This is a genomic window from Bradyrhizobium sp. (assembly GCF_049519115.1).
Classification (GTDB): Bacteria; Pseudomonadota; Alphaproteobacteria; order Rhizobiales; family Xanthobacteraceae; genus Bradyrhizobium.
In genome coordinates this window covers 35,836-58,296 of the sequence record NZ_JBEKRB010000011.1, presented here as the reverse complement: position 1 = coordinate 58,296, position 22,461 = coordinate 35,836, and the positions used below count along the sequence as shown (strand labels likewise).

Genomic DNA, 22,461 nt, shown 5'->3' with positions numbered 1-22,461 from the left:
TGTCCGTGTTGTTGTTCGCCTGATTGAAATAGGCATGCCCGGCCACAAAGGCATTACGCCGGCACGAGAAGATTTTTGCGTTTTGCGATCACTTTTTGGAAAAGGACTTGTTCGGCTAAGCCCGCAAAATGTCCCGGCGCATTCCGCCGCCTTCGGCGCGGAAAAACGGCACCTCGGCATCATGGCGCAAGGGACCGGTCGAAAGCCGCTTTCCGAGCTCATCGAGCACTTTCTGGGTCATCCTGTGCAAGTCCGCGAGCGGCTTCGAGCCGAGTTCGACCCACACCAGCTCCACAAGTTCGGCATCGGCATGGACGACACCCTCGACGCGATGAGCGATGGTTGAGGCATCCGCGGTGAAGAAGCGGGTGTCAAAACGCCTGACCCGGCCGGGCGGGGTGATCGCGCGCGCAATCAGGAAAAGGCCGGATGGATCGGGCAAGAGATTGGCATCGGTGAACGGCTTCCACGGACCCGATAACGCCGGCACCGGACCGGCCGGCTTCTTCCCCAGGCACAGGCCAGTCTCCTCGCAAGCCTCGCGGATGGCGGCAACCGCCAGCGCACGGGCGCGTGAAGGGGTTATTTTGGGGCTGCCCTTGAGGAGGTTCTTTTCAAGTGCCGCGGGAATCGGCGCCGCCACCGGGACGCGGTTGTCGGCCGGATCGACCCGGCCACCGGGAAAAACGATCTTGCCGGGCTGGAACACCACCTTGTCGTGACGCTTGCCGACCAGGACTTTAGGGATCGCGCCAGAGCGATCGACCAGGATCAGCGTGGCGGCATCGGCGGGGCGGCGATAGGGAAAGTGGTCCGGCTCCTTATCCTCGTTTTTTGGCTCGCGCTCGCTCATTTCCCCCTGGCCTCTCGTTTCTTACTCGAGAGGTCTATGGCTCCGGATTCTCTTCGTCAAATCCGTGCATCCGCAGCGCCCATTGCATCCCCACCACGGCGCCCTTGACCGGTTGCAGCAGCGCGAGCGAGGCAACGAACGTCACCGGAAGATAGATCGCAAGCTGAAGCGCGACCGGCGGCGAGTAGTTGGTTTCGATCATCAGTGCCAACGGCACCACGATGTGGCCGACGATCACGATCACGAGATAGGCCGGCAGGTCGTCGGCGCGGTGCGGCGTGAAATCCTGCCCGCAAACCGAACAGCTATCTGCGGTCTTAAGGAAGGCGCGAAACAATTTGCCTTCGCCGCAGCGCGGGCAGCGGCCGCGAAAGCCGCGCTTCATGGCCTGCCAGACGTCGCGCTTTTCCTTCAACGCGGTCTCTTGGCTCCAGACCGTCGGAGGGGTGCTCGCCGTTTCCATGACTTGCCTCTCTTCGATTTCTTCCCGGCCTTCGCTTTACCAGGCCGGCCTCGCTTTTCATGAGGGCTGCGGCCGGGATAGGCCTTTGCTTTAGATGGTGTGCGGCGGCCGCGGACGGGAGTGTGACCTTCCGAAATCAATTCGAACCGCAGCGCACCGGCAACTGGCGCTGCTTCTACCAGACGGACGTCGACGACGTCCCCAAGCCTGTGCATGGCTCCGCTGCGTGAGCCGATCAGCGCGTGGCGCGTTTCGTCATAGTTGAAATATTCCTCGCCCAGCGTGCGGACCGGGATCAGCCCGTCGGCGCCGGTATCGGCCAGTTTGACGAACAGGCCGGCGCGGGTGACGCCGGAAATACGGCCCTGAAAGGTTGCGCCGATACGGTCGGCGAGAAAATGCGCAATCAAACGATCGGCGGTCTCGCGTTCGGCCTTCATGGCGCGGCGCTCGGTGACGGAGATTTGTGCCGCGACTTCGCTCAGAGATTCCGCCGTTTCGGTGTCGGGCAAGGCGCCTTCACCTAAACCAAGCGCGCGGATCAGCGCGCGATGCACGATAAGATCGGCGTATCGCCTGATTGGTGAAGTGAAATGCGCGTAGCGGCGCAAGTTGAGGCCGAAATGGCCATAATTCTCGGCGGAATATTCGGCCTGCGCTTGCGAGCGCAGCACCACCTCGTTCACCAGAGGCTCGGCATCGTGGCCTTTGACCTGGGCGAGCACGCGGTTGAAGACCGTCGGCCGCAACGCGCCGGCCTTGGCGAACGGCAGGTCGAGGGTTTTCAGGAATTCCTGCAACGCATGAACCTTCTCGAGCGTCGGTTCGTCGTGCACCCGGTAGATCAGCGGCAGCGACTTCTTTTCAAGCATTTCGGCCGCCGCGACGTTGGCCAAAATCATGAACTCCTCGATCAATTTGTGCGCATCCAGTCGCTCGGGCACGACGACACGATCGACGGTGCCGTCGGCCTTCAACAGGATCTTGCGTTCGGGCAGATCGAGGTCGAGCGGATCGCGCTCGTCGCGGGCGCGCTTCACGGCTGCATAGGCGGCATAGAGCGGCTTCAGAATTGGAGCGAGCAGGGGACCTGTTGTATCGTCCGGATGGCCGTCGATCGCGGCCTGCGCCTGCGCATAACTGAGCTTGGCGGCCGAGCGCATCAGGATGCGATGGAAACTGTGCGAGCGCTTGCGTCCGTCGGCTGCGATCACCATCCGCACCGCGAGCGCGCCGCGCGGCTCGCCCGGCACCAGCGAGCACAGGTCGTTCGAGATGCGCTCGGGCAACATCGGCACCACACGGTCGGGGAAATAGACCGAATTGCCGCGCATCAGCGCATCCCGATCGAGCGCCAATCCCGGCCGAACGTAGAACGCGACATCGGCGATCGCGACATTGACGATGAAACCGCTTTTGTTGTTCGGATCCGGATCAGGCTCCGCGTGGACTGCGTCGTCATGATCCTTCGCATCCGGCGGGTCGATCGTAACGAGCGGAACGTCGCGCCAGTCCTCGCGTCCCTTCAGGTTTGCCGGCTGAGCTTCCTCGGCCTCGCGCAACGCATCTCTTGAGAAGGCCTGCGGAATGTCGTGGGCATGGATCGCGATCAGACTGATCGCCTTTTCCGTCGCCAGCGACCCGAGCCGCTCCTTGACCTTGCCGCTATTCAGGCCGAAGCCGCGCGAACGTATGAGATCGACGCTGACGAGGTCGCCATCTTCGGCGCTGAGCGTGTCGGTCTTCGCGATGTTCAATTCGCGGCCGGCTTGTTTCTTGTCGACCGGGATCAGACGGCCGCTGCCGTCGGCGTTCCTGCGGAAGATCCCAAGCACGCGTGTCTTGCCGTGGTCGATGACCTTGAGGATTCGCCCGCGATAGGCGACGCCGTCACGAACGCCGTCCTCGAGCTTTTCGACCCGCACCAGCGCGCGGTCGCCGACGCCGGCCGCAGTGCCGGGCTGTGTCCGCCGCGGAATGTGGATGCGGATTTTTGGCGGCTCGCTGTTTTCGACCTCATCCCATTCGGCCGGAACGGCGATCAACTCGCCGTCGCTGTCGCGTTTCGTGATGTCGGCCAGCAGCGTGGCCGGCAGGCTTTCGGGCTCGCTGACGTCCTTGCCGCGTTTCTTGATGATGCCTTCGTCCGCCAACTCGCGCAGCAATTGCTTCAGCGCGACGCGGTCGGCGTTTTTGAGACCGAACTCGCGAGCGATTTCGCGAGTCCCGATCTTGCCGGGATAGGCGCGGACGAAGGCGACGATGGCCTCGGTTGACGGAAAGCCGCTGTCGCGTTGCCGGGTCACTCTATCCGTTTGCCTTATCCGCTTGCCTTGCCCGCACTCTTCTTGGCGGCGGGTTTGGCAGCCTTTGAAGCCGAGGTCTTTGAAACCGAAGTCTTGGCCGTCACCGGCGCGCGCGCCTTGGAGGTCGCTTCCGATTTTGGCTTGGCGGTGGTTTTCTTCGCGGCGGCCTTTTTCGCGGGCTTGGCTGTGGCCGTATCCGCCCCAGACTTTTCAGCCTCAGGCTTCTCGACCTTGGGCTTTGCAGTCTTCTCTGGCTTCGCTGCTTTGGCCGGCTTAGCCGCTTTCCTGGCGCCGCGCTTGGAGCCGCCGCCTTTGGCTGCGCGCTCGTCGATCAGCGCGATCGCTTCAGGGAGCGTGATGGTGTCCACTGTCTTGTCGCTCGGGATGGTCGCATTGATGCCGCCGGCCGTGACATAGGCGCCGTAGCGGCCGTTCTTCACCGCGACTGCGCCGAGCGAAGGGTGATCGCCCAACGGCTTGCCGGGATCGGCGCCGAACCTTCGACCGCTCGGACCTTTGGCTACCTTCTCGGCGATCAGCGTCACGGCGCGGTTGAGCCCAACGTCGAACACCTCGTCGCCGGCCTCGAGGCTGGCATAGGTCTTCTCGTGTTTCACGAACGGCCCGAAGCGGCCGAGGCCTGCCGTAATCGGCTGGCCGCTCTCCGGATGCAAGCCGATCTCGCGCGGCAGCGACAACAGTTTGAGCGCCAGGTCGAGCTCGATGTCGGACGGCGAGATGTTCTTCGGAATTCCGGCGCGTTTGGGCTTTTCGCCTTCCGCATAGTCTTTCTGTTCGCCGAGCTGAATGTAGGGACCGAAGCGCCCAGCCTTCACGATCACGTCGCGGCCGGTCTCAGGATCCTGACCGAGCACGCGATCGGCGCTGGCTTCGCTGTCGGCGGCGAGCGGCCTTGTGTAACGGCACTCCGGATAGTTGGTGCAGCCGACAAAGGCGCCGAATTTTCCGGCCTTGAGGTTGAGTTTGCCGGTGCCGCAGGTCGGGCACTGCCGCGGGTCGCCGCCATCGGCGCGCGGCGCGTAGATGTGCGGGCCCAGCATGTCGTCGAGCGCATCGAGCACCTCGGCGACGCGCAGGTCTTTGATGTCGTTGACCGCGCCGATGAAGCCGCGCCAGAAATCGTGCAGCACCTGCTGCCAGGAAATCTCATTGTTAGAGACACGGTCGAGCTGTTCTTCCAGCGCCGCCGTGAAATCATATTCGACATAGCGGGCGAAGAAGTTTTCCAGGAACGCGACCACGACGCGGCCCTTGTCCTCGCCATGCAGGCGCTTCTTCTCCAGCCGCACATAGCCGCGGTCCTTGAGCACCTGAAGGATCGAGGCATAGGTCGAGGGACGGCCGATGCCGAGTTCTTCCATACGCTTGACAAGCGAAGCTTCCGAAAAGCGCGGCGGCGGCTCGGTGAAATGCTGGGTGACGGCGAGATCGTTCTTCTTCAGCCCTTCGCCCTCGCTCATCGCGGGCAGGCGGCGGCTGTCCTCGTCGTCGCCATCATCGTCGCGGCCTTCCTGATAGAGCGCGAGGAAGCCGTCGAATTTGATGACTTGGCCGGTGGCGCGAAGGTCGAGCGCGCGGGCACCCGCTTTGGCCGTGATATCGACCGTGGTGCGTTCGAGTTCGGCGGATTCCATCTGGCTTGCGATGGTACGGGTCCAGATCAACTCATATAGCTTGGCCTGTTCCGGATCGAGCCGGCGGCGCATGTCGGCCGGCCGCCGCGACAGGTCGGTGGGGCGGATCGCTTCGTGGGCTTCCTGCGCGTTCTTGGCCTTGGCCTGATACTGGCGCGGCGCTTCCGGTACATAAGCGTTGCCGTAATCCTCGCCGATCACCTTGCGGGCTTGCGTGATGGCGGAGCCATCGATCTGCACGCCGTCGGTTCGCATATAAGTAATGAGACCGGTGGTTTCGCCGCCGATATCGATGCCTTCATAAAGCCGCTGTGCGATCCGCATCGTGTGCGCGGGCGCAAAGCCGAGCTTGCGGCTGGCTTCCTGTTGCAGCGTCGAGGTGGTGAAGGGCGCTTGCGGATTGCGTCGCGCCGGCTTGGCTTCGACCGACGTCACCGTGAAGGTTGCGGCTTCAAGCGACTTCTTGAAAGCTTCGGCTTCCGCGCCGGTGCCGATATCGAGGCGCTGGATCTTCTTGCCGTCGGCGCCGACGAGACGCGCCTCGAACGTGTCGCCGCGCGCGGTCGCAAGCGTCGCCACCAGCGACCAGTATTCACGGGCAACGAACTTCTCGATCTCGAGCTCGCGGTCGCAGACCAGCCGCAGCGCCACGGACTGCACGCGGCCGGCCGAGCGGGCGCCCGGCAGCTTGCGCCACAGCACGGGCGAGAGCGTGAAGCCGACGAGATAGTCCAGCGCCCGGCGCGCCATATAGGCGTCGACCAGCGCGCCATCGATTTGGCGCGGATTCTTCATCGCCTCCGAGACCGCCTGCTTGGTGATGGCGTTGAACACCACGCGCTCGATCGTATGATCTTTTATCGCGCGCTTTTCCTTCATCACCTCCAGGACGTGCCAGGAGATCGCTTCACCCTCGCGATCAGGGTCGGTCGCGAGAATGAGCTTGTCGGCGCCCTTCAGCGCCTTGGCGATATCGTTCAGCCGGCCAGCCGCCTTGGGATCGACTTCCCAGATCATCTGGAAGTTGGCGTCCGGATCGACTGATCCGTTCTTGGCGGGGAGGTCGCGGACATGGCCGAAAGACGCCAGCACCTCGTAGGAGGAGCCCAGATACTTGTTGATCGTCTTGGCCTTGGCCGGAGACTCCACAATGACGATATTCATGTCATTCCAATAGCTTACGGGGAAAATAAAGGCCGGTTCCGCGGGACTCGCGCCAGCCGTTTCGTCCCGAACATGGGTGGTGAGGGCGTCCCTGTCAAATCGACAGGAGTTGAGGGTACCGCCTTAGGTACCCCAGAAACGCCCTGAAAATTGTAAAATACTATCCAAAAGTTGTGTTATTTAGGCGCGAAGGCCGCCCGCTCGGACCTGTATTGGTCGCCGCAAGACGTGGTGCGTTCACGCCGTCGCTCGCCGCGCGCGTTTAGCGGCGGGCCGTGGCTTCAAGGTGACGTCGCCGAGTCCAAGCGACCGGCCGTCGCGGGCGTGCAGCTCGAACTTTTTGACCGGCCGGCCGCTCTCGCGATCGACCAGGATGGTCGCGATCTCCTCCGGCGTCTCGTCGAACTCCTCGCTCCATTGCCGGAGTGCGACGATGATCGGGAAAATCCCGCGTCCCTTCGGCGTCAGTACATATTCCTGGTAGGCGCTGCCGTCAGAAGCAGGCGCCAGTTCGAGGATGCCGCGCTCGACCAGCGCGCGCAGCCGCACCGTCAGGATGTTCTTGGCAAGCCCCAGGCTTTTCTGAAACTCGCCGAAGCGGCGGTAGCCCTGAATCGCATCGCGAATGATCAGAAGCGACCACCAGTCGCCGATTGCGTCAAGCGAACGGGCGATCGGACAGTCTGAGTGGGCGAGGTTTGTGCGTTTCACCATGGCTCTGATCTTTGGACCGCAACCCGCCGGCAAAGAGGCGGTCACAGCCTTTTGTAGTTGCAATATTAAACCAGGCGCCCTAGCTAGGCAACATAGTTTAATAATGCAACCAGATTAGGAGATGGCCATGGCTAACAGACTCGCAAACAAGACGGCGTTAATCACCGGCGGCAACAGCGGCATCGGGCTTGCGACGGCGAAGCTGTTCGTGGCCGAGGGCGCCCGCGTCATTATTACCGGCCGCAACAAGGAGACGCTCGAGGCCGCCGCCAAAGAACTGGGGCCGAATGCGTTTGCGGTCGTCGCCGACGCCACGGATGTCGCGGCGACGGAAGCGGCGATCAAGAAGGGTGTCGAGAAGTTCGGCAAGCTCGACATTGTCTTTGCCAATGCCGGGATTCCCGGCGGCACGCCGATCGGCGGCACCACCTTGGCTGCTTTCGAAAACGTCATCCGGACCAATCTCACCGCCGTGTTTTTTACGGTGCAGGCGGCGGTTGCGCAGATAAATGACGGCGGCTCGATCATCCTCAACGGTTCGGTGATCTCGGTGCTCGGAAATCCTGGCTGGTCCGCCTATGCCGCGACCAAGGCCGGCGTCACCGCGATGGCGCGGGTCATGGTGTCGGAACTGTCGCCGCGGGGGATTCGCGTGAACGTGGTGGCGCCGGGCGCTGTACGGACGCCGATCTGGAATGGCCTGGCGCCGACCGCCGACGCCTTTGCTGCACTCGAAAAACGCCTCGCGGGTACAACCCCGTTGGGGCGGATCGCCGAGCCCGATCATATCGCCAAGACGGTGCTGTTTCTGGCGTCTGATGATGCTGCCCATGTCCAGGGCCAGGAAATCTTCGTCGACGGCGGCGCGACCAGTTCGCCGGCAGGCGCGCCGGTCTTCCGCGCCTAATTCATCGAGATGGCTTCTTGGAAAGAGCCCGCTGGCACGATGGCAGCGGGCTCTTTCGTATTCTCAAGCCGCGTGCAGGCTGGTCACGGCCTGGAGCGCACTGCTGAGTGCCTTTTCGCGATGCTCGTGACCGGCCTGGATGCCGTCCGCGAAAATGAATTCGAGCTTGGTCACGCCGATAAAGCCGAAGATGCCGCGCAAGTAGGATTCAAGGTGCTCGAGCGCGGCAGCCGGCGTGCCCGGGCCATAAAACCCGCCGCGCGAGATCGCCACGACCACGCGCTTGTCGCCGGCCAATCCCTTTGGTCCCTGCGCATCGTATTTAAACGTCTTGCCGGCCACGACGATGCGGTCGATCCAGGCCTTGAGCTGGCTGGGAAGCGTGAAGTTGTACATCGGCGCGCCCAACACCACGGTGTCGGCCGCCAGGAACTCGTCCATGACGGATTGGCCGGCGGCGAGTTCCTGCGCCAGCGCCGCATCCGGACTGGCAGCGCCTTGCGCGGCCGCGAGATCCGCACCGGAAAGATGGGTAAGCGGTGTCGCGCTCAGATCACGGTAGGTGATCTGGATGTCGGGCGTCGTCTGACACAGCCGGTCGACAATCGCCGCCGACAATTGCCGGCTGACGGAATGGGGGCCGAGGACGCTGGAATCGATGTGGAGCAGTTTTTTCATAGGGGTCACCTTGGTATTGGTTTGTAACTGACGCTATATGAGTGACCGTCTGCCAAGCCCACAAGAACGCACTTTTTTGAGCCCAAAGCACATCTTTGAAACCGAAGGCACATTCTTGAAACCAGAGCACACGAGAGTTCCTGCCCTTCCGCCCCTCCCGCTGTCGCCGGACGCGCACGCCGACTGCCGCGGCGTCGCCTCGGTGCTGGCGCGGGTCGGCGACAAATGGAGCGTCTTCGTCATTATGATGCTGTTCGACGGGCCCAAGCGCTTCAACGAGATCAAGCGCCTGGTCGCGGGTATCTCGCAACGCATGCTGACGCTGACCTTGCGCGGGCTGGAGCGCGACGGGCTGGTCACGCGCACGGTTTTCCCGACCATTCCTCCGCGGGTCGATTACGAACTCACCGATCTCGGACGGGGTTTAAGCGAACCCGTCATCGCACTCGGCGAATGGGCCAAGTCGCATCAGGTGGAGATCGAAGCCGCGCGGTCGCGTTTCGATGGGCGCAGCGAAGCTGCAGAATAAAGGCTAAACGCGTAAAGGCTAGATCAGCGAAATCAATCCGCCGCCGTGACGCTCTAAGCGTCCGGCGAGTTCGAGTTCGAGCAGCACGGTCCGCACCACCGCCGGTGAAGCGCCGGACAGGCGGATCAGGTCGTCGAGCAGGATCGGCGTCGGTCCCAACAGGTCGACGATGCGTTCGCGCTCGGGTGCGCCGGGATCGGGCGCCAGCGGCTCGCTGTCGTCTTCGCGCAAGGCAAGCGGCCGGCCCATGATCGGCTCGACAGCCTGGATCACGTCGGAGGCTTCCGTAATCAAGGTCGCGCCCTGCTTGATCAAGCCATTGGTGCTGGCGGCGCGCGGATCGAGCGGCGACCCCGGCACGGCGAATACTTCGCGGCCCTGTTCGTTGGCCAACCGCGCGGTGATCAGCGAACCCGACCGCACCGCCGCCTCGATCACGACCACGCCGAGCGAGGCGCCGGAGACGAGGCGATTGCGCCGGGGAAAATCATGGGCGCGCGCCACATGGCCGAGCGGCATTTCGGAAATCGCGGCGCCATGGTCAAGGAGAGCAGAAAGCAAATCCGTATGTTCGGGCGGATAGATCCTGTCGTGGCCGCCGGCGAGCACAGCCACCGTGCCGCCTTCGATCGAGGCGCGATGCGCCGCCTGGTCGATGCCGCGCGCCAATCCGGAAGCGATGACAAAGCCGGCGTCAGCGAGATCGCGCGCCAGCATTGCTGCGAATTTCAGCCCGGCAGCCGACGCATTGCGCGAGCCGACGATCGCGATCATTGGCCTCATCAGGACATCGCGGATGCCACGCACGCCAAGCAGCGGCGGCGCATCGTCAAGTTCGGAGAGCCGCGGTGGATAGCCGTCTTCATCCAGCGCGATCAGGCGGACGCCGAGTTTTTCGGATGCGGTGAGTTCGGCGCGGGCGTCTTGCTCGCTGCAAATCCGTTGTGGCCTGGACGCGCCGCCGCGCCGGGCAAGAGCGGGCAACTGCTCAAGGGCTGCCCGCGCGCTGCCGAAATGACGGAGCAGCGAACGAAGTCGGAACGGATCAGCCGCAAGCGCTCGATGCGCTCGGCGTCGGTGAGGCTGACGTTTTGGTTGATGTCGTCCACGCGGGCTCCTCAGGCAGGGGAGAATGGATCAACCTGAGCGCGTGGGGAAGGGGTAATTGGGGACGGCTTAAGCACGAGATAGCCACGAAGCTCAAACGCGGGACGACTACGGCAATATTTGCAACAGGTGGTGTTGGAGGAGATCTAGTTTAATTCGCAATTCATGCCCGAGACTTTGGTGGTGATTATCTCGTATGGCTTCCCATCATAAGGCGTTAGCTGACAAAGCCCGTCGATCATTGTGCCGGGTCTCAACGAGAGAATCCTATCGGCCCACTTTTTGCTTTCGAAGACAAAAAAGCGAGCCGCAATTCTTGCACTTTTACTACGAGATATTCTTTCTTATCTTTTTCTACAAAACGCTGCAGGCTATCAAACTTGTTGTGAATTTTAATCCATTGTCCGACGTATGCTTGAGTGCCGTCTGGTCCCTTCATGTAGTTCATCATGCTTATTTCTTCTGGGCTGAATGGGATCAAGAATTTACCCGCCCTTTTTGCAACCTGAAAATCCTCGGCACTAACCCATGGCACGGAAGGTGGGCTTGGCGCGGGCGGAGGTACAAGCGCAACGGGCAAAGTCTGCGGACAAGGTACAAATCGCCAAATAGAAATAACAAGAACGGCGTATAAAAATAAAATCCCATCGTCAAGAAATGGATTTTTAGTCGTTCCGAAGTCGGATTCTTTCGATGCTCCTTAAGAGCCGGAAGTGTGAAAATGACGAATGAGTAAAGTACGGAAAGCGCCATTGAGGCGACGATTACTCGATTGTCCGAGGCTGGATTTGCTAGCCATCGAGACAAGCTTTCGAACCCAAGCGTATGAGCCCAAGCTCCAATATTGGAAATTGCGTCGTCTGGTTTCACGGAAGCCGCTCCGATAACCAGCGGAAGCAGTAAGCCAAACGGCAATATTTTAACAATTTCGCGCATGGGAATCCCCCCGGAAGTGTACCCGAAGGGCAACAACCTTTGAATGTACCTATTTAGGTTGTACCCGGGCCACTTTTCGGACTCGGTGGGATCACGTCATATGGCCGGATGGCCCACATTGTGTGAGCGGATCAACCGCACACCCCCGCAACCCAGCCATCGTCAGGCCGCCCCTTGTCCCGGCTATTCCCCTATTGCTAGGTGTCGGACCGAACACGGGCTGTCCGGCATGACGCGGACATGACGAAGGAAAACGCCGATGATCTCGCTCGCCGACCAAATGCGCCGCATCGAACAAGGTACGCTCACGCCAGAGGCCGCCTTGGCGGAGTCGCTGGCCGCGATCGAGGCGCATGAGGGGACGATCAAGGCGTTTGTGAACCGCACCAAAAATCCGAAGGCACAGACAAAAGGCCCATTGCGCGGCATTGCGGTCGGCATCAAGGACATCATCGATACGGCGGATCTGCCGACCGAAATGGGCGCGGCCATCTACAAAGGCAACCAGCCGCGCGCCGATGCGCCGGTCGTGATGCAACTCAAGCAGGCCGGCGCCACCGTGGTCGGCAAGACCACAACCACGGCCTTTGCCGCGAACGATCCGACGCCGACGCTCAACCCGCGCAATCTCGGCCACACCCCGGGCGGATCGTCGTCCGGTTCGGCCGCGGCGGTCGCCGCCGGCATGATCCCGCTCGCGGTCGGTACGCAAACCGGCGGCTCGGTGATCCGCCCGGCGTCGTTCTGCGGCGTCGCCGCGATCAAGCCGTCCTACCGGCTGCTGCCGCCGGTCGGCGTGAAGATCTTTTCCTGGACGCTCGATACGGTCGGTCTGTTCGCCGCTGGAGTAGAGGATGTCGCGATGGCGCTTGCGGCGGTCACTGGCCGCAGCGAATTGAACGCGCCTGAGATGAAATCGCCGCGCATCGGTGTCGTCACGCAGGATTTTGCCGGTCCGCCGGAAACCGGCGGTGCCGAAGCGCAGCAACACGCCGCACGCGCCGCGGCGAAGGCGGGAGCCTCAGTGCGCGAATTGAAAATGCCTGTGATCGTCGCGGAAGCCTGGCGCATCCACATCATCGTGCAGCAGTTCGAAGCGCATCAGGCGTTTGCCTGGGAGTACGGCGAGAATTACGACGCGATGCCGCCGCTGCTCCGAAAGCGGCTCGACGACAGCCGCCATTACACGCCGGCCGATTACGACGCGGCACGCAACGTGGCGGTCAAGGCGCGCGCCGCCTTGAATGAGATTTTCAAGGACGTTGACGTGCTGCTGGCGCTATCGGCGCCGGGCATCGCGCCGAAGGGGTTGGATTCGACGGGTGACGCCCGCTACAACCAGCTCTGGACACTGATGGGGACGCCTTGCGTCAATGTGCCGGCCTATGTGGCCGACGGAAATTTGCCGGTCGGCGTGCAGACGATCGCCGATTACGGTGACGACGCCAAGGCGATTGCGGCGGCGCGCTTCATGGAGCGCGCGCTCAGATGATGGAGTTCACCTCTCCCCGAGGGGGAGAGGTCGGATCGCGTAGCGATCCGGGTGAGGGGGCGTCGGTCTCACGATAGACCGTAACCCCTCACCCCAACCCTCTCCCAATGGGAGAGGGAGCACACCTTCGCTGCGGGAATAGCCCGCTACTTCTTCCCGATCTTGCCTTCGGTTCCCGCCAGCAGGCGGTTGATATTGGCGCGATGCATGTAGAACAAGAGCACCGTGAGCAGTGCAAACAGCGCGGCAAGCGCCGGATGGCCGTACCACCACAGGAAAATCGGCGTGATGAAACTTGCGACGAGCGCCGAGAGCGAGGAGTAGCGCGAGATCACGGCGATGATGAGCCATAGCGCGCAAAACACGATCGCCGCCGGCCAGAACAGACCGACCAGGATGCCGATATAAACGGCGACGCCTTTGCCGCCTTTGAACTTCAGCCACACCGGAAACAGATGGCCGAGAAAAGCGCCGAGGCCGGCCAGCATCGCGGCTTCTGCGCCGGCGACATAGCCCGCGATGATGACGGCAACCGTGCCCTTGAGCGCATCGAGCAACAGCGTCGCGGCGGCGAGACCTTTTCGCCCCGTGCGCAACACGTTGGTGGCGCCGATATTGCCGGAGCCGATCGAGCGCAGATCTTCCGTGCCGGCAAGACGGGTCAGGACCAGGCCAAAGGGGATCGAGCCGAGAAGGTAGCCGAGCACAAAAGCCAGCGGCAGCCACGCATTTGCGGACATCACAGCCTCCCCATTACCAACCGCGCCTTCAAGTCTATCTCTTTTTGAGGCGTTTTATGCGACGTGTTCGTAGACCGTGCGCCCGTCGACGATGGTGCGCACGACGCGGCCCGAGAAGCGGGCCTCGTCGAAGGGCGTGTTCTTGCATGGCGATTTGAGATCGTCGGGATCGAGCACCCACGGCGTATCAGTATCGATCACGATCACATCCGCCGGCGACCCCGGACGCAACGATCCGCCGGGCAGGCCCAGCAACTCGGCGGGCCGGGTCGACATCGCGCGGATCAGCGTCTTGAAGTCCATCTCGCCCTGGTGGATCAGCCGCAGTGCTGCCGGCAGCATGGTCTCGAGCCCGATCGCGCCGGGCGCTGCTTCGGCAAACGGCAGCCGCTTGACCTCGACGTCCTGCGGATTGTGGTCGGACATGATCACGTCGATCAGGCCCGAGGCGACGGCGTCAACCAGCGCGCGGCGGTCTTCCTCGGTGCGCAATGGCGGCGTCAGTTTCAGGAAGGTGCGGTAGGGGCCGATGTCGTTTTCGTTCAGCGTCACGTGATTGATCGAGACCGACGCGGAGACGTCGAGGCCCGCATCGCGCGCCCGCTTCAGGATTTCGAGCGACTCCGCGCAGGAGAGCGAGCCCGCGTGATAGCGGCCGCCGGTGAGCGCGACGAGGCGCATGTCGCGTTCCAGCATCACCGCTTCGGCGGCATTGGGAATGCCGATCAGTCCGAGGCGCGTGGCGAACTCGCCTTCGTTCATGACGCCTTCGCCGACCAGATGCGGGTCTTCGGTGTGATGGACGATCAGCGCGTCGAAATCCCGCGCATAGGTCAGCGCGCGGCGCATCACCTGCGCATTGGTGACGCTCTTGTCGCCGTCGGTGAAAGCAACCGCGCCTGCGGCCTTCAACAATCCGATCTCGGTCATCTCCTGGCCGAGCAGACCCTTGGTCAGCGCCGCCATCGGATGGATGTTGACGATCGCCGTGTCGCGGGCACGCCGCAGCACGAAGTCGACGGTGGCGGAATTGTCGATCACCGGCGAGGTCGACGGCTGGCAGACGATGGTGGTGATGCCGCCGGTCGCGGCCGCCTGACTGGCAGACGCAAACGTTTCGCGGTGGCTGGCGCCGGGCTCGCCGACAAAGGCGCGCATATCGACCAGACCGGGGGCGACGATCTTGCCGGCGCAATTGACGATGTCGGTGCCTTCGGGCACGCCGGCGGCCCCAATGCCGCGTTTGGAATCTCTGATCACGCCGTCGGCGATCAGGACATCGCCGGGGCCGTCGAAATCGCGCGAGGGATCGATCACGCGGGCGTTCGCAAGCAGGATGGGACGGCGATCGGTCAACATAAGGTCACGCGTTCGGCAGGTTGCGGGCGAGTGCTTCCAGCACCGCCATGCGCACCGCCACTCCCATTTCCACCTGTTCGCGGATCAGCGATTGCGCGCCGTCGGCGACGATGGAGTCGATTTCGACACCCCGGTTCATCGGGCCGGGATGCATCACCAGCGCGTCGGGCTTGGCGTAAGCGAGCTTTTTCTGGTCGAGCCCGAAATAATGAAAGTACTCGCCGGTCGACGGTACGAAAGAGCCGTTCATCCGTTCGCGTTGCAGCCGCAGCATCATCACGATGTCGGCACCTTGAAGTCCCTCGCGCATGTCGCGGGCGACTTCGACGCCCATCCGCTCGATGCCGTGCGGCAACAGCGTGGAGGGCGCCACCACCCGAACCCGCGCGCCCATGGTGTTGAGCAGGATGATGTTGGAGCGGGCGACACGCGAATGCATGACGTCGCCGCAGATCGCGACCGTCAGCCCCTCGAGCTGGCCCTTGTTGCGGCGGATGGTCAAAGCGTCGAGCAGCGCCTGCGTTGGATGTTCATGAGCGCCGTCGCCGGCATTGATCACGGAACCGTCGACTTTGCGCGCCAGCAGTTCCACCGCGCCCGAGGCGTGATGGCGGACCACGAGAATATCCGGGTGCATGGCGTTCAGCGTGACGGCGGTGTCCATCAGCGTCTCGCCCTTGCGGATCGAAGACGAGGACACCGACATGTTCATGACATCGGCGCCCAACCGTTTGCCGGCGAGTTCGAACGAGGACTGGGTGCGGGTCGAGGCCTCGAAGAACAGGTTGACCTGGGTGCGGCCGCGCAGCGAGGTGCGTTTCTTGTCGACCTGACGGTTCAACTCGACATATTCCTCGGAGAGATCGAGGAGGCCGGTGATTTCGTCGGCGGAAAGGCCCTCTATGCCCAGCAAATGCCGGTGACCGAGGACGAAGGTCGATTTCGATGCTGTAGTCATTAAAGCGAGAGCTATAGGCGTGGGGCGGGCATCGGGCAAGGGCGAAGAGGGAACTTGTGAGTTATCCCCCGGTCTGTCCGCCTCGATAACGTTAATCCGGGCAAGGTTTTGTCCACCATGCCGGTCAAGGGGCCATATATTTAACGCGGCTCCCGCGTATGATTGCGCGAAAGCCTCTTTCAAAGAGGGGAGTTTCGATGAGCCTGACGCACGAAGTGCTCAACCAGTCGCCGCCATTCGTCGATGTCGATCTGTTCGCGCTGGATACCGCGCTCACCGAGGCCGTCGCCGCCAATGGCGGGGCGGACGCGCGGGGCGAACTCTCCGAATTCGGCCGTCATTGGGGTTCCGCCGCCATGGCCGAACGCGGGCGGCTCGCCAATGAAAATACGCCAAAACTTCGCACCTTCGATTCCAGAGGCAATCGCCGGGACGAGGTCGAGTTTCACCCGGCCTATCACGAGTTGATGGCGCACAGCGCCCATGCCGGATTGCACAATTCGACCTGGGCGAACGATGGCGGCCCCGCGGGCGCGCCGGCCGAGGTGGTACGCGCCGCGAAATTCTATATGGCAGCCGGCGTCGAGACCGGGCATCTCTGCCCGATCACCATGACGCGCGCCTCCGTGGCTGCGCTCGCCGTGCAGCCGGATATCCTGAAAAAGACCATGCCGGTCATCGGCAGCCGCGCTTACGACCCGAGCTTTGCGCCATGGCCGACCAAGCGCGGCATGACGCTCGGCATGGGCATGACCGAAAAACAGGGCGGCACTGACGTCCGCAGCAACATGACGCGCGCGGCGCGGGACGGCGAGGCCTGGCGCATCACCGGTCATAAATGGTTCATGTCGGCGCCGATGTGCGATGCTTTCCTCGTGTTGGCGCAGGCCGAGCAGGGGCTGAGTTGTTTTTTTATGCCGCGTTTTCGCCCCGACGGTTCGGTCAATGCGATCCAGTTTCAGCGGCTGAAGGACAAGCTCGGCAACCGCTCTAACGCTTCCTCCGAGGTCGAGTTTTACGACGCCTATGGCGAGCTTGTCGGCGAGGAAGGCAAGGGCATCCGCACCATCATCCAGATGGTGCAGTTGACCCGGCAGGATTGCGCCATTGCGTCCACTGGCCTGATGCGCTCGGGCTTGGCGCATGCGCTCCGTCACACGCGGCATCGCAGCGTGTTCCAGAAACATCTTGCCGATCAGCCGCTGATGCGCGCGGTTTTGTCCGACATGGCGCTGCATGTGGAGGCCTCGATCGCGCTCGTCATGCGGCTTTGTCGGGCTTTCGACCGCGCAACCGTGGATCCCAGCGAGGCCGCCTATCTACGGCTGCTGACGCCCGCGATCAAATACTGGACCTGCAAGAGCGCGCCGGGATTTCTCTATGAGGCGATGGAATGCCTTGGCGGCAACGGCTATGTCGAGGAAGGCATTCTGGCGCGGCACTACCGCGAGTCTCCCGTCAACGCGATCTGGGAAGGCTCAGGCAACGTGATGTGCCTCGACGTGTTGCGGGCGCTGTCGCGCCAAGCAGAGGCAGCCACAGCCATCCTGCAAAACCTCGCGCAGGAAACCCGGGGCTTGCCGGGAGCAGCCGAAGCGGTGGCCTCGATCGGCAAAGCGTTTCGTCGCGGCGATGCCGAGAATGTCGCGCGGCTGGCGGTGGAGGAGCTCGCGCTTTTGGCAGCCACAGCGGCGCTGAACGCGGTCTCGCCGCGCCACGCCGAGTTATTCGCAACCACCCGTCTTGCCGGGAATCACGGCGGCATGTACGGCGCTGTCGACTTGGCGCCCGACGACATCAGCCGGTTACTCGACCGCGCTCTACCTGCATAAAAAGGTTGTTTGATGGATACTCTTGATCCCGCAAGTCCCATCGCGGCCGCGATCGAAACGACGAGCGAGCCGGCTCCCCGCGTCTGGAAATTCTGGGGCACCACGTTCTGGGGTTTTGTCATTTTCGCCGCCATGTTTGTCGGACAGTTGGCGGTCGTGGGCTGGTTCTTGTTTCGGCAAGGCGGATCGATCGATCAGGAAAGCTTCAGCGAAGCGGTGACGACTGTCGTCAGCAACGGCCTGACGATCTCGCTGTCGGTGATCACGGGATTGCCGGCTGTGCTAGCAGCGCTGTGGGTTGCGATCCGGATCAAGCGTGCGCGGTTTGCCGATTACCTCGCGCTGCGTTCGTTCTCATGGAGCGATTTGGCCATCGGCGTGGTGGCGCTGTTCGTGCTGGTCATGGCGTGGGACGCGCTGTCGCGGGCGACGGGACGCGAAGTCGAACCCGGCTTCATGGGCGATGTGCTTAAAACCGCCCGCGACGATGGCGCGATCTGGCTTCTGGTGCTCGCCTTTTGCGTGGCAGCTCCAATCACCGAAGAGTTTTTCGCGCGCGGCTTTCTCTACCGTGGCTGGTCGGAGTCGTTTCTGCGGGTGCCGGGCGCGATCGTGCTGTCATCGCTGGTTTGGACCGGGCTGCATCTGCAATACAACTGGTACTTCCTCGGCGAGGTGTTCTCGATTGGCCTGCTGCTCGGTTACCTGCGCTATCGAAGCAACTCAATCTGGCTGACCATCATTCTGCATGGTCTGAATAATCTCGCCGCGGTCGTGCAGACCATCCTGCTCACGAGTTCATAGCGCTTTCGAAAGCCGGTCGAGGGCTCCTTGCAGAATGAAGATCGCCGCGTGCTCGTCGATCACCTTGGCGCGGCGGGCCCGGCTCATATCCATTCCGATCAATTCGCGCTCGACTGCGGCGGTCGAAAGCCGCTCGTCCCAGAGCGCGATGGCGAACTCCGTCAATTGCGCGAAATTTCGCGCAAAGGCGCGGGTCGACTGCGCGCGCGGCCCCTCGCTGCCGTCCATGTTGATCGGCAGCCCGAGTACAAAGCCAACAGCGGCGCGCTCCGTGGCGATTTCGAGCAGGCGTGCGACGTCGGCCTTGAAGGCCTTGCGCTGGATGGTCGTAACCCCCGTCGCCAACCGCCGGTCGGGATCGGACACCGCAACCCCGATGGTCTTGGTGCCGAGATCGAGCCCGATCAACGCACCGCGCTGGGGCCAATGTCCGGCCGCTTCGATCAGGGGTAAAATGAGGGCAGTCATGGGCTTCGCATAACAAGTTCGAGCGACAGTTCCAACATTCGGATGACGATCTTCATGCATAGCCCAAGCGGGTTACCACTGCTAATCTGGTGAAAATGCCCCGGCAAAGCTGCCGGCGGCGATTTCCGTTCCCCCGCAAGAGAGCAGACCATGTGGCCCGACCGCCGATTGATCGATCTTTTCAAAATCGAATTTCCGATCGTGCAGGCGCCGATGGCGGGCCTGCAGGACGCCGATCTCGTGATCGCGGCGGCGCAAGGCGGGGCACTGGGCTCACTGCCCTGCGCGATGTTGTCGGCCGACAAGGCCCGCGAGCAGATCCAGATTATCCGCCAGCGGGTCTCCGCGCCGGTCAACATGAATTTCTTTTGCCATACGGCAGTCCCGGCCGATCCCTCGCGCGAGGCCGCCTGGAAAGAGCGGCTGTCGCCGTATCATCAGGAGTTGGGCCTCGATCCCGCAACCCCCAACAATGCCGCCAACCGCGCGCCGTTTGACGCTGCGATGTGCGAGGTCATCGAAGAACTCAAGCCCGAAATCGTCAGCTTCCATTTCGGCTTGCCGGAACAGGCGTTGCTGGCGCGGGTCAGGGCGGCCGGCTGCAAGGTGATCTCGTCAGCGACCACGGTCAGGGAGGCGATCTGGCTCGAGGAGAACGGCGCCGATGCGATCATCGCGCAAGGAGCCGAAGCGGGCGGTCATCGCGGCATGTTCCTCACCGAAAATATCGCGGAGCAACCGGGCACCTTCGCGCTGGTACCGCAGGTGGTCGATGCGGTCCGCGTGCCGGTGATTGCTGCCGGTGGCATCGCCGACGGGCGAGGGATCGCTGCGGCCTTTGCGCTGGGGGCAGCCGGGGTGCAGATCGGGACGGCATACCTGCACTGTCCGGAATCCAAGGTCTCGGCGCCACACCGCACCGCCTTGGCCCAGGGACGCGACGATTCCACCGTGATTACCAACGTCATGACCGGGCGCCCGGCGCGGGGACTGGTGAACCGGGTGATGCGCGAGGTCGGCCCGATTTCACATCTGGCCCCGGAATTCCCCCACGCGGCGACGGGTCTCGGGCCATTGAAGGCGGCCGCCGAAAAACAGGGCAAGCTCGATTTCACCAATCTCTGGGCCGGCCAGGCCGTGCGGATGGGACGGGACATGCCGGCGGCCGGCCTGACCCGGGCTTTGGCCGGCAGTGCGCTGGCGCGGTTGAGCAAAATGGCGGGCTAGTGGGTTAGAATCGGACCACTAGAGGCCGGTTGCGGCGCAAAACCGGCCTCTGCTATACCCTAGTGCCGCCTATTTGAAGTTCCTGCACCGCAAGCGGCTAATTCGTACAGGAACTTCAAATAGAAAGCGGCACTAGAATCCAATGTTTGCTAGTGCCCATGACTTTCCGAAGTTCGCAAGAGTGGCTGCTGGGGTGGCACACGAACTTCGGAAAGTGGGCGCTAGCCTGAAATCCCCGTTTGAGGCCATATATAATGTCGGTCGATGCTGCCACCGTTCGCCGTATCGCGCATCTGGCGCGGATCGGGGTGAAGGATTCCGAGATTCCCCACCTCCAGGGCGAACTGAACGCCATGCTGGCGTTCGTCGAGCAGCTCGAGGAGGTCAATGTGGAGGGCGTCGAGCCGATGACGTCGGTAACGCCGATGACCATGAAGAAGCGGGCCGATGTGGTCAACGACGGCGAAATCGCCGACGACATCGTCAGGAACGCGCCGGAAACCCAGGACCACTTTTTCCTGGTGCCGAAAGTCGTTGAGTAAATCTTTTAGCGAGACATCCGATGTGCATGCTCTGCAACGATGAAAAAGCCTACGGCGCCTACATGGAATATCTCGACGCCATGGAACGCCAGGGCAAGGCCGCCGATCCCGACACGGCGATGGATGCTGTGCTCGATGCGCTGGAGGCTGCAAGCCAGGCACGCGGCGAGGTGAAGCGCGACGATCCCGCCAACGACAAGACGCTGTCTCCTTTCTTTTGCAGCCCCGTACCGCAAGCTGATAAATGACCGATCTGACATCGTTGACGCTCGCTGAGGCTCGAGATGGCCTCGCGAAGAAATCTTTCACCGCGCTTGAACTGACCGACGCGCACCTTGCAGCGATCGAAGCCGCGCGCGCGCTCAATGCCTTCGTGCTGGAGACGCCGGATCAGGCGCGTGCCATGGCGCAACAGGCCGACGCCAGCATCGCCAAGGGCGAGGCCGGACCGCTTGCCGGCATTCCGCTTGGCATCAAGGATCTCTTTGCGACCAAGGATGTCAGAACCACCGCGTGCTCGAAGATCCTCAGCAATTTCGTGCCGACCTATGAGTCGACCATCACCGCGCAGCTCTGGCGCGACGGCGCGGTTCTGCTCGGCAAGCTCAACAACGATGAATTCGCGATGGGCTCGTCCAACGAGACCTCGTGCTTCGGTCCGGTCGTCAATCCGTGGCGGCGCGAAGGCGCCAATACCACGCTGGTGCCCGGCGGATCGTCGGGCGGTTCGGCGTCGGCGGTGGCAGCGCTGTTGTGCATGGGCGCGACCGCAACCGACACGGGGGGGTCGATCCGCCAGCCGGCGGCGTTTACCGCAACCGTCGGCATCAAGCCGACCTACGGGCGCTGCTCGCGTTGGGGCATCGTCGCCTTTGCCTCGTCGCTCGATCAGGCAGGCCCTATCGGCCGCACCGTGCGCGACACCGCGATCCTGATGCGATCGATGGCGGGCCATGATCCCAAGGACACCACCTCCGTCGATCGCGAGGTGCCGAATTATGAGACCGCAGTCGGCAAGTCCGTAAAGGGAATGAAGATCGGCATCCCCAAGGAATATCGCCTCGACGGCATGCCGGCGGAAATCGAAAAGCTCTGGAGCGAGGGCGCGGCGTGGCTGAAGGCCGCCGGCGCCGAATTGGTCGAAGTGTCGCTGCCGCACACCAAATATGCGCTGCCGGCTTACTATATTGTGGCGCCGGCGGAAGCGTCCTCCAACCTCGCGCGTTATGACGGTGTTCGCTATGGCCTGCGCGTGCCGGGCCGCGCGATCTCTGACATGTATGAGAGCACCCGCGCCGAAGGTTTTGGCGGCGAGGTCCGCCGCCGCGTCATGATCGGTACCTATGTGCTCTCGGCAGGTTACTACGATGCGTATTATCTCCGGGCCCAGAAAGTGCGCACGCTGATCAAAAGGGATTTTGAGGATTGTTTCGCCAAGGGCGTGAACGCGATCTTGACGCCGGCAACGCCGTCGGCGGCGTTCGGCATCGGCGAAAAAGGTGGCGCCGATCCGGTCGAGATGTATCTCAACGACATCTTCACGGTGACGGTGAACATGGCGGGCCTGCCGGGCATCGCGGTGCCCGCGGGCAAAGACTCCCAAGGCCTGCCGCTCGGCCTGCAATTGATCGGGCGACCGTTTGACGAGGAGACGCTGTTCTCGCTCGGCGAGGTGGTCGAGCAGGCGGCCGGCCGCTTCACGCCGCCGAAATGGTGGTGAGCATGGC

21 protein-coding genes and 1 pseudogene are annotated in these 22,461 nt (G+C 62.7%); 9 read left to right on the top strand and 13 right to left on the bottom strand.

Annotated elements, in window-relative coordinates; genetic code table 11:
• Positions 1 to 115: 115 nt before the first annotated feature.
• The 5 genes from ABSE61_RS11535 to ABSE61_RS11515 all read right to left on the bottom strand — a co-directional run bounded on the left by ABSE61_RS11535 (position 116) and on the right by ABSE61_RS11515 (position 7,155).
• On the bottom strand, positions 116 to 853 hold the full coding sequence (locus tag ABSE61_RS11535) for an NUDIX hydrolase (RefSeq protein ID WP_423871231.1): 738 nt from the start codon (positions 851 to 853) through the stop codon (positions 116 to 118).
• A 34-nt stretch (positions 854 to 887) separates the two neighbouring features.
• Positions 888 to 1,316, bottom strand: coding sequence for a DUF983 domain-containing protein (locus ABSE61_RS11530; RefSeq protein ID WP_423871230.1), 429 nt, complete (start codon positions 1,314 to 1,316; stop codon positions 888 to 890).
• Complete coding sequence (rnr, locus tag ABSE61_RS11525) at positions 1,265 to 3,622, bottom strand: ribonuclease R (protein ID WP_423871229.1); 2,358 nt, start codon at positions 3,620 to 3,622, stop codon at positions 1,265 to 1,267. The genes ABSE61_RS11530 and rnr overlap by 52 nt, the downstream gene beginning before the upstream one ends.
• A gap of 14 nt (positions 3,623 to 3,636) precedes the next feature.
• The gene (gene topA / locus ABSE61_RS11520; protein WP_423871228.1) at positions 3,637 to 6,441 is read right to left on the bottom strand and encodes a type I DNA topoisomerase; all 2,805 of its coding nucleotides are present in this window, start codon (positions 6,439 to 6,441) and stop codon (positions 3,637 to 3,639) included.
• Positions 6,442 to 6,678: 237 nt separating this feature from the next.
• Positions 6,679 to 7,155 carry a winged helix-turn-helix transcriptional regulator gene (locus ABSE61_RS11515; protein WP_423871227.1) on the bottom strand — a complete coding sequence of 159 codons (477 nt, stop codon included), beginning with the start codon at positions 7,153 to 7,155 and terminating at the stop codon, positions 6,679 to 6,681.
• Positions 7,156 to 7,282: 127 nt separating this feature from the next.
• On the opposite strand from ABSE61_RS11515, the gene ABSE61_RS11510 reads away from it, so the two are divergent.
• Positions 7,283 to 8,062, top strand: coding sequence for an SDR family oxidoreductase (locus ABSE61_RS11510; protein ID WP_490338369.1), 780 nt, complete (start codon positions 7,283 to 7,285; stop codon positions 8,060 to 8,062).
• Between the two features lie 63 nt (positions 8,063 to 8,125).
• Here ABSE61_RS11510 and ABSE61_RS11505 read toward each other — a convergent pair whose 3' ends face one another.
• The gene (locus ABSE61_RS11505; protein WP_423871225.1) at positions 8,126 to 8,740 is read right to left on the bottom strand and encodes an FMN-dependent NADH-azoreductase; all 615 of its coding nucleotides are present in this window, start codon (positions 8,738 to 8,740) and stop codon (positions 8,126 to 8,128) included.
• A 115-nt stretch (positions 8,741 to 8,855) separates the two neighbouring features.
• Here ABSE61_RS11505 and ABSE61_RS11500 point away from each other — a divergent pair, with 115 nt between their 5' ends.
• Positions 8,856 to 9,269 carry a winged helix-turn-helix transcriptional regulator gene (locus ABSE61_RS11500; protein WP_423871224.1) on the top strand — a complete coding sequence of 138 codons (414 nt, stop codon included), beginning with the start codon at positions 8,856 to 8,858 and terminating at the stop codon, positions 9,267 to 9,269.
• A gap of 18 nt (positions 9,270 to 9,287) precedes the next feature.
• Here the strand turns inward: ABSE61_RS11500 and dprA are convergent.
• The 3 genes and pseudogenes from dprA to ABSE61_RS11485 form a co-directional block, all read right to left on the bottom strand.
• Positions 9,288 to 10,378, bottom strand: a pseudogene (gene dprA / locus ABSE61_RS11495) (DNA-processing protein DprA).
• 251 nt (positions 10,379 to 10,629) lie between these two features.
• Positions 10,630 to 10,827, bottom strand: coding sequence for a hypothetical protein (locus tag ABSE61_RS11490; RefSeq protein WP_423871223.1), 198 nt, complete (start codon positions 10,825 to 10,827; stop codon positions 10,630 to 10,632).
• Between the two features lie 26 nt (positions 10,828 to 10,853).
• On the bottom strand, positions 10,854 to 11,312 hold the full coding sequence (locus ABSE61_RS11485) for a hypothetical protein (protein WP_423871222.1): 459 nt from the start codon (positions 11,310 to 11,312) through the stop codon (positions 10,854 to 10,856).
• 259 nt (positions 11,313 to 11,571) lie between these two features.
• On the opposite strand from ABSE61_RS11485, the gene ABSE61_RS11480 reads away from it, so the two are divergent.
• The gene (locus ABSE61_RS11480; protein WP_423871221.1) at positions 11,572 to 12,804 is read left to right on the top strand and encodes an amidase; all 1,233 of its coding nucleotides are present in this window, start codon (positions 11,572 to 11,574) and stop codon (positions 12,802 to 12,804) included.
• Between the two features lie 146 nt (positions 12,805 to 12,950).
• On the opposite strand, the gene plsY is transcribed toward ABSE61_RS11480, so the two are convergent.
• The 3 genes from plsY to ABSE61_RS11465 are packed head-to-tail and all read right to left on the bottom strand — an operon-like array spanning position 12,951 to position 15,861.
• Positions 12,951 to 13,544 carry a glycerol-3-phosphate 1-O-acyltransferase PlsY gene (gene plsY, locus ABSE61_RS11475; RefSeq protein WP_423871220.1) on the bottom strand — a complete coding sequence of 198 codons (594 nt, stop codon included), beginning with the start codon at positions 13,542 to 13,544 and terminating at the stop codon, positions 12,951 to 12,953.
• A gap of 54 nt (positions 13,545 to 13,598) precedes the next feature.
• A complete protein-coding gene (locus tag ABSE61_RS11470) occupies positions 13,599 to 14,903 on the bottom strand; it encodes a dihydroorotase (protein WP_423871219.1) in 1,305 nt (434 codons plus the stop codon).
• Between the two features lie 4 nt (positions 14,904 to 14,907).
• Positions 14,908 to 15,861, bottom strand: a complete 954-nt coding sequence (locus tag ABSE61_RS11465) for an aspartate carbamoyltransferase catalytic subunit (RefSeq protein ID WP_423871218.1) — start codon at positions 15,859 to 15,861, stop codon at positions 14,908 to 14,910.
• Between the two features lie 197 nt (positions 15,862 to 16,058).
• Between ABSE61_RS11465 and ABSE61_RS11460 the strand changes: the two genes are divergently transcribed.
• On the top strand, positions 16,059 to 17,693 hold the full coding sequence (locus tag ABSE61_RS11460) for an acyl-CoA dehydrogenase family protein (RefSeq protein WP_423871217.1): 1,635 nt from the start codon (positions 16,059 to 16,061) through the stop codon (positions 17,691 to 17,693).
• Positions 17,694 to 17,705: 12 nt separating this feature from the next.
• The gene (locus ABSE61_RS11455) at positions 17,706 to 18,497 is read left to right on the top strand and encodes a CPBP family intramembrane glutamic endopeptidase (RefSeq protein ID WP_423871216.1); all 792 of its coding nucleotides are present in this window, start codon (positions 17,706 to 17,708) and stop codon (positions 18,495 to 18,497) included.
• Here the strand turns inward: ABSE61_RS11455 and ruvX are convergent.
• Positions 18,492 to 18,965 carry a Holliday junction resolvase RuvX gene (ruvX, locus tag ABSE61_RS11450; RefSeq protein ID WP_423871215.1) on the bottom strand — a complete coding sequence of 158 codons (474 nt, stop codon included), beginning with the start codon at positions 18,963 to 18,965 and terminating at the stop codon, positions 18,492 to 18,494. The genes ABSE61_RS11455 and ruvX overlap by 6 nt on opposite strands.
• 150 nt (positions 18,966 to 19,115) lie before the next feature.
• Here ruvX and ABSE61_RS11445 point away from each other — a divergent pair, with 150 nt between their 5' ends.
• The 4 genes from ABSE61_RS11445 (at position 19,116) to gatA (ending at position 22,454) form a co-directional block, all read left to right on the top strand.
• Entirely contained in the window at positions 19,116 to 20,192 is a 1,077-nt protein-coding gene (locus ABSE61_RS11445) for an NAD(P)H-dependent flavin oxidoreductase (RefSeq protein WP_423871214.1), read from the top strand.
• A gap of 254 nt (positions 20,193 to 20,446) precedes the next feature.
• Positions 20,447 to 20,734 (top strand): Asp-tRNA(Asn)/Glu-tRNA(Gln) amidotransferase subunit GatC, encoded by a 288-nt coding sequence (gatC, locus tag ABSE61_RS11440; protein WP_423871213.1) that lies wholly within the window; start codon positions 20,447 to 20,449, stop codon positions 20,732 to 20,734.
• 20 nt (positions 20,735 to 20,754) lie between these two features.
• Positions 20,755 to 20,982, top strand: a complete 228-nt coding sequence (locus tag ABSE61_RS11435; RefSeq protein WP_423871212.1) for a hypothetical protein — start codon at positions 20,755 to 20,757, stop codon at positions 20,980 to 20,982.
• Positions 20,979 to 22,454: an Asp-tRNA(Asn)/Glu-tRNA(Gln) amidotransferase subunit GatA gene (gene gatA / locus ABSE61_RS11430; protein ID WP_423871211.1), complete on the top strand. Its 1,476-nt coding sequence runs from the start codon at positions 20,979 to 20,981 to the stop codon at positions 22,452 to 22,454. The genes ABSE61_RS11435 and gatA overlap by 4 nt, the downstream gene beginning before the upstream one ends.
• Positions 22,455 to 22,461 lie beyond the last annotated feature (7 nt).

What these genes read in the sequence shown, in the direction of transcription:
- ABSE61_RS11505 (WP_423871225.1), bottom strand. Translation starts at nt 8,740, where the DNA reads ATGAAAAAACTGCTCCACATCGATTCCAGCGTCCTCGGCCCCCATTCC.
- ABSE61_RS11485 (WP_423871222.1), bottom strand. Translation starts at nt 11,312, where the DNA reads ATGCGCGAAATTGTTAAAATATTGCCGTTTGGCTTACTGCTTCCGCTG.
- gatA (WP_423871211.1), top strand. Translation starts at nt 20,979, where the DNA reads ATGACCGATCTGACATCGTTGACGCTCGCTGAGGCTCGAGATGGCCTC.
- ABSE61_RS11445 (WP_423871214.1), top strand. Translation starts at nt 19,116, where the DNA reads ATGTGGCCCGACCGCCGATTGATCGATCTTTTCAAAATCGAATTTCCG.
- ABSE61_RS11435 (WP_423871212.1), top strand. Translation starts at nt 20,755, where the DNA reads ATGTGCATGCTCTGCAACGATGAAAAAGCCTACGGCGCCTACATGGAA.
- ABSE61_RS11455 (WP_423871216.1), top strand. Translation starts at nt 17,706, where the DNA reads ATGGATACTCTTGATCCCGCAAGTCCCATCGCGGCCGCGATCGAAACG.
- ABSE61_RS11510 (WP_490338369.1), top strand. Translation starts at nt 7,283, where the DNA reads ATGGCTAACAGACTCGCAAACAAGACGGCGTTAATCACCGGCGGCAAC.
- ABSE61_RS11470 (WP_423871219.1), bottom strand. Translation starts at nt 14,903, where the DNA reads ATGTTGACCGATCGCCGTCCCATCCTGCTTGCGAACGCCCGCGTGATC.
- ruvX (WP_423871215.1), bottom strand. Translation starts at nt 18,965, where the DNA reads ATGACTGCCCTCATTTTACCCCTGATCGAAGCGGCCGGACATTGGCCC.
- ABSE61_RS11460 (WP_423871217.1), top strand. Translation starts at nt 16,059, where the DNA reads ATGAGCCTGACGCACGAAGTGCTCAACCAGTCGCCGCCATTCGTCGAT.
- topA (WP_423871228.1), bottom strand. Translation starts at nt 6,441, where the DNA reads ATGAATATCGTCATTGTGGAGTCTCCGGCCAAGGCCAAGACGATCAAC.
- gatC (WP_423871213.1), top strand. Translation starts at nt 20,447, where the DNA reads ATGTCGGTCGATGCTGCCACCGTTCGCCGTATCGCGCATCTGGCGCGG.
- ABSE61_RS11480 (WP_423871221.1), top strand. Translation starts at nt 11,572, where the DNA reads ATGATCTCGCTCGCCGACCAAATGCGCCGCATCGAACAAGGTACGCTC.
- ABSE61_RS11515 (WP_423871227.1), bottom strand. Translation starts at nt 7,155, where the DNA reads ATGGTGAAACGCACAAACCTCGCCCACTCAGACTGTCCGATCGCCCGT.
- ABSE61_RS11465 (WP_423871218.1), bottom strand. Translation starts at nt 15,861, where the DNA reads ATGACTACAGCATCGAAATCGACCTTCGTCCTCGGTCACCGGCATTTG.
- ABSE61_RS11530 (WP_423871230.1), bottom strand. Translation starts at nt 1,316, where the DNA reads ATGGAAACGGCGAGCACCCCTCCGACGGTCTGGAGCCAAGAGACCGCG.
- ABSE61_RS11490 (WP_423871223.1), bottom strand. Translation starts at nt 10,827, where the DNA reads ATGATGAACTACATGAAGGGACCAGACGGCACTCAAGCATACGTCGGA.
- plsY (WP_423871220.1), bottom strand. Translation starts at nt 13,544, where the DNA reads ATGTCCGCAAATGCGTGGCTGCCGCTGGCTTTTGTGCTCGGCTACCTT.
- ABSE61_RS11535 (WP_423871231.1), bottom strand. Translation starts at nt 853, where the DNA reads ATGAGCGAGCGCGAGCCAAAAAACGAGGATAAGGAGCCGGACCACTTT.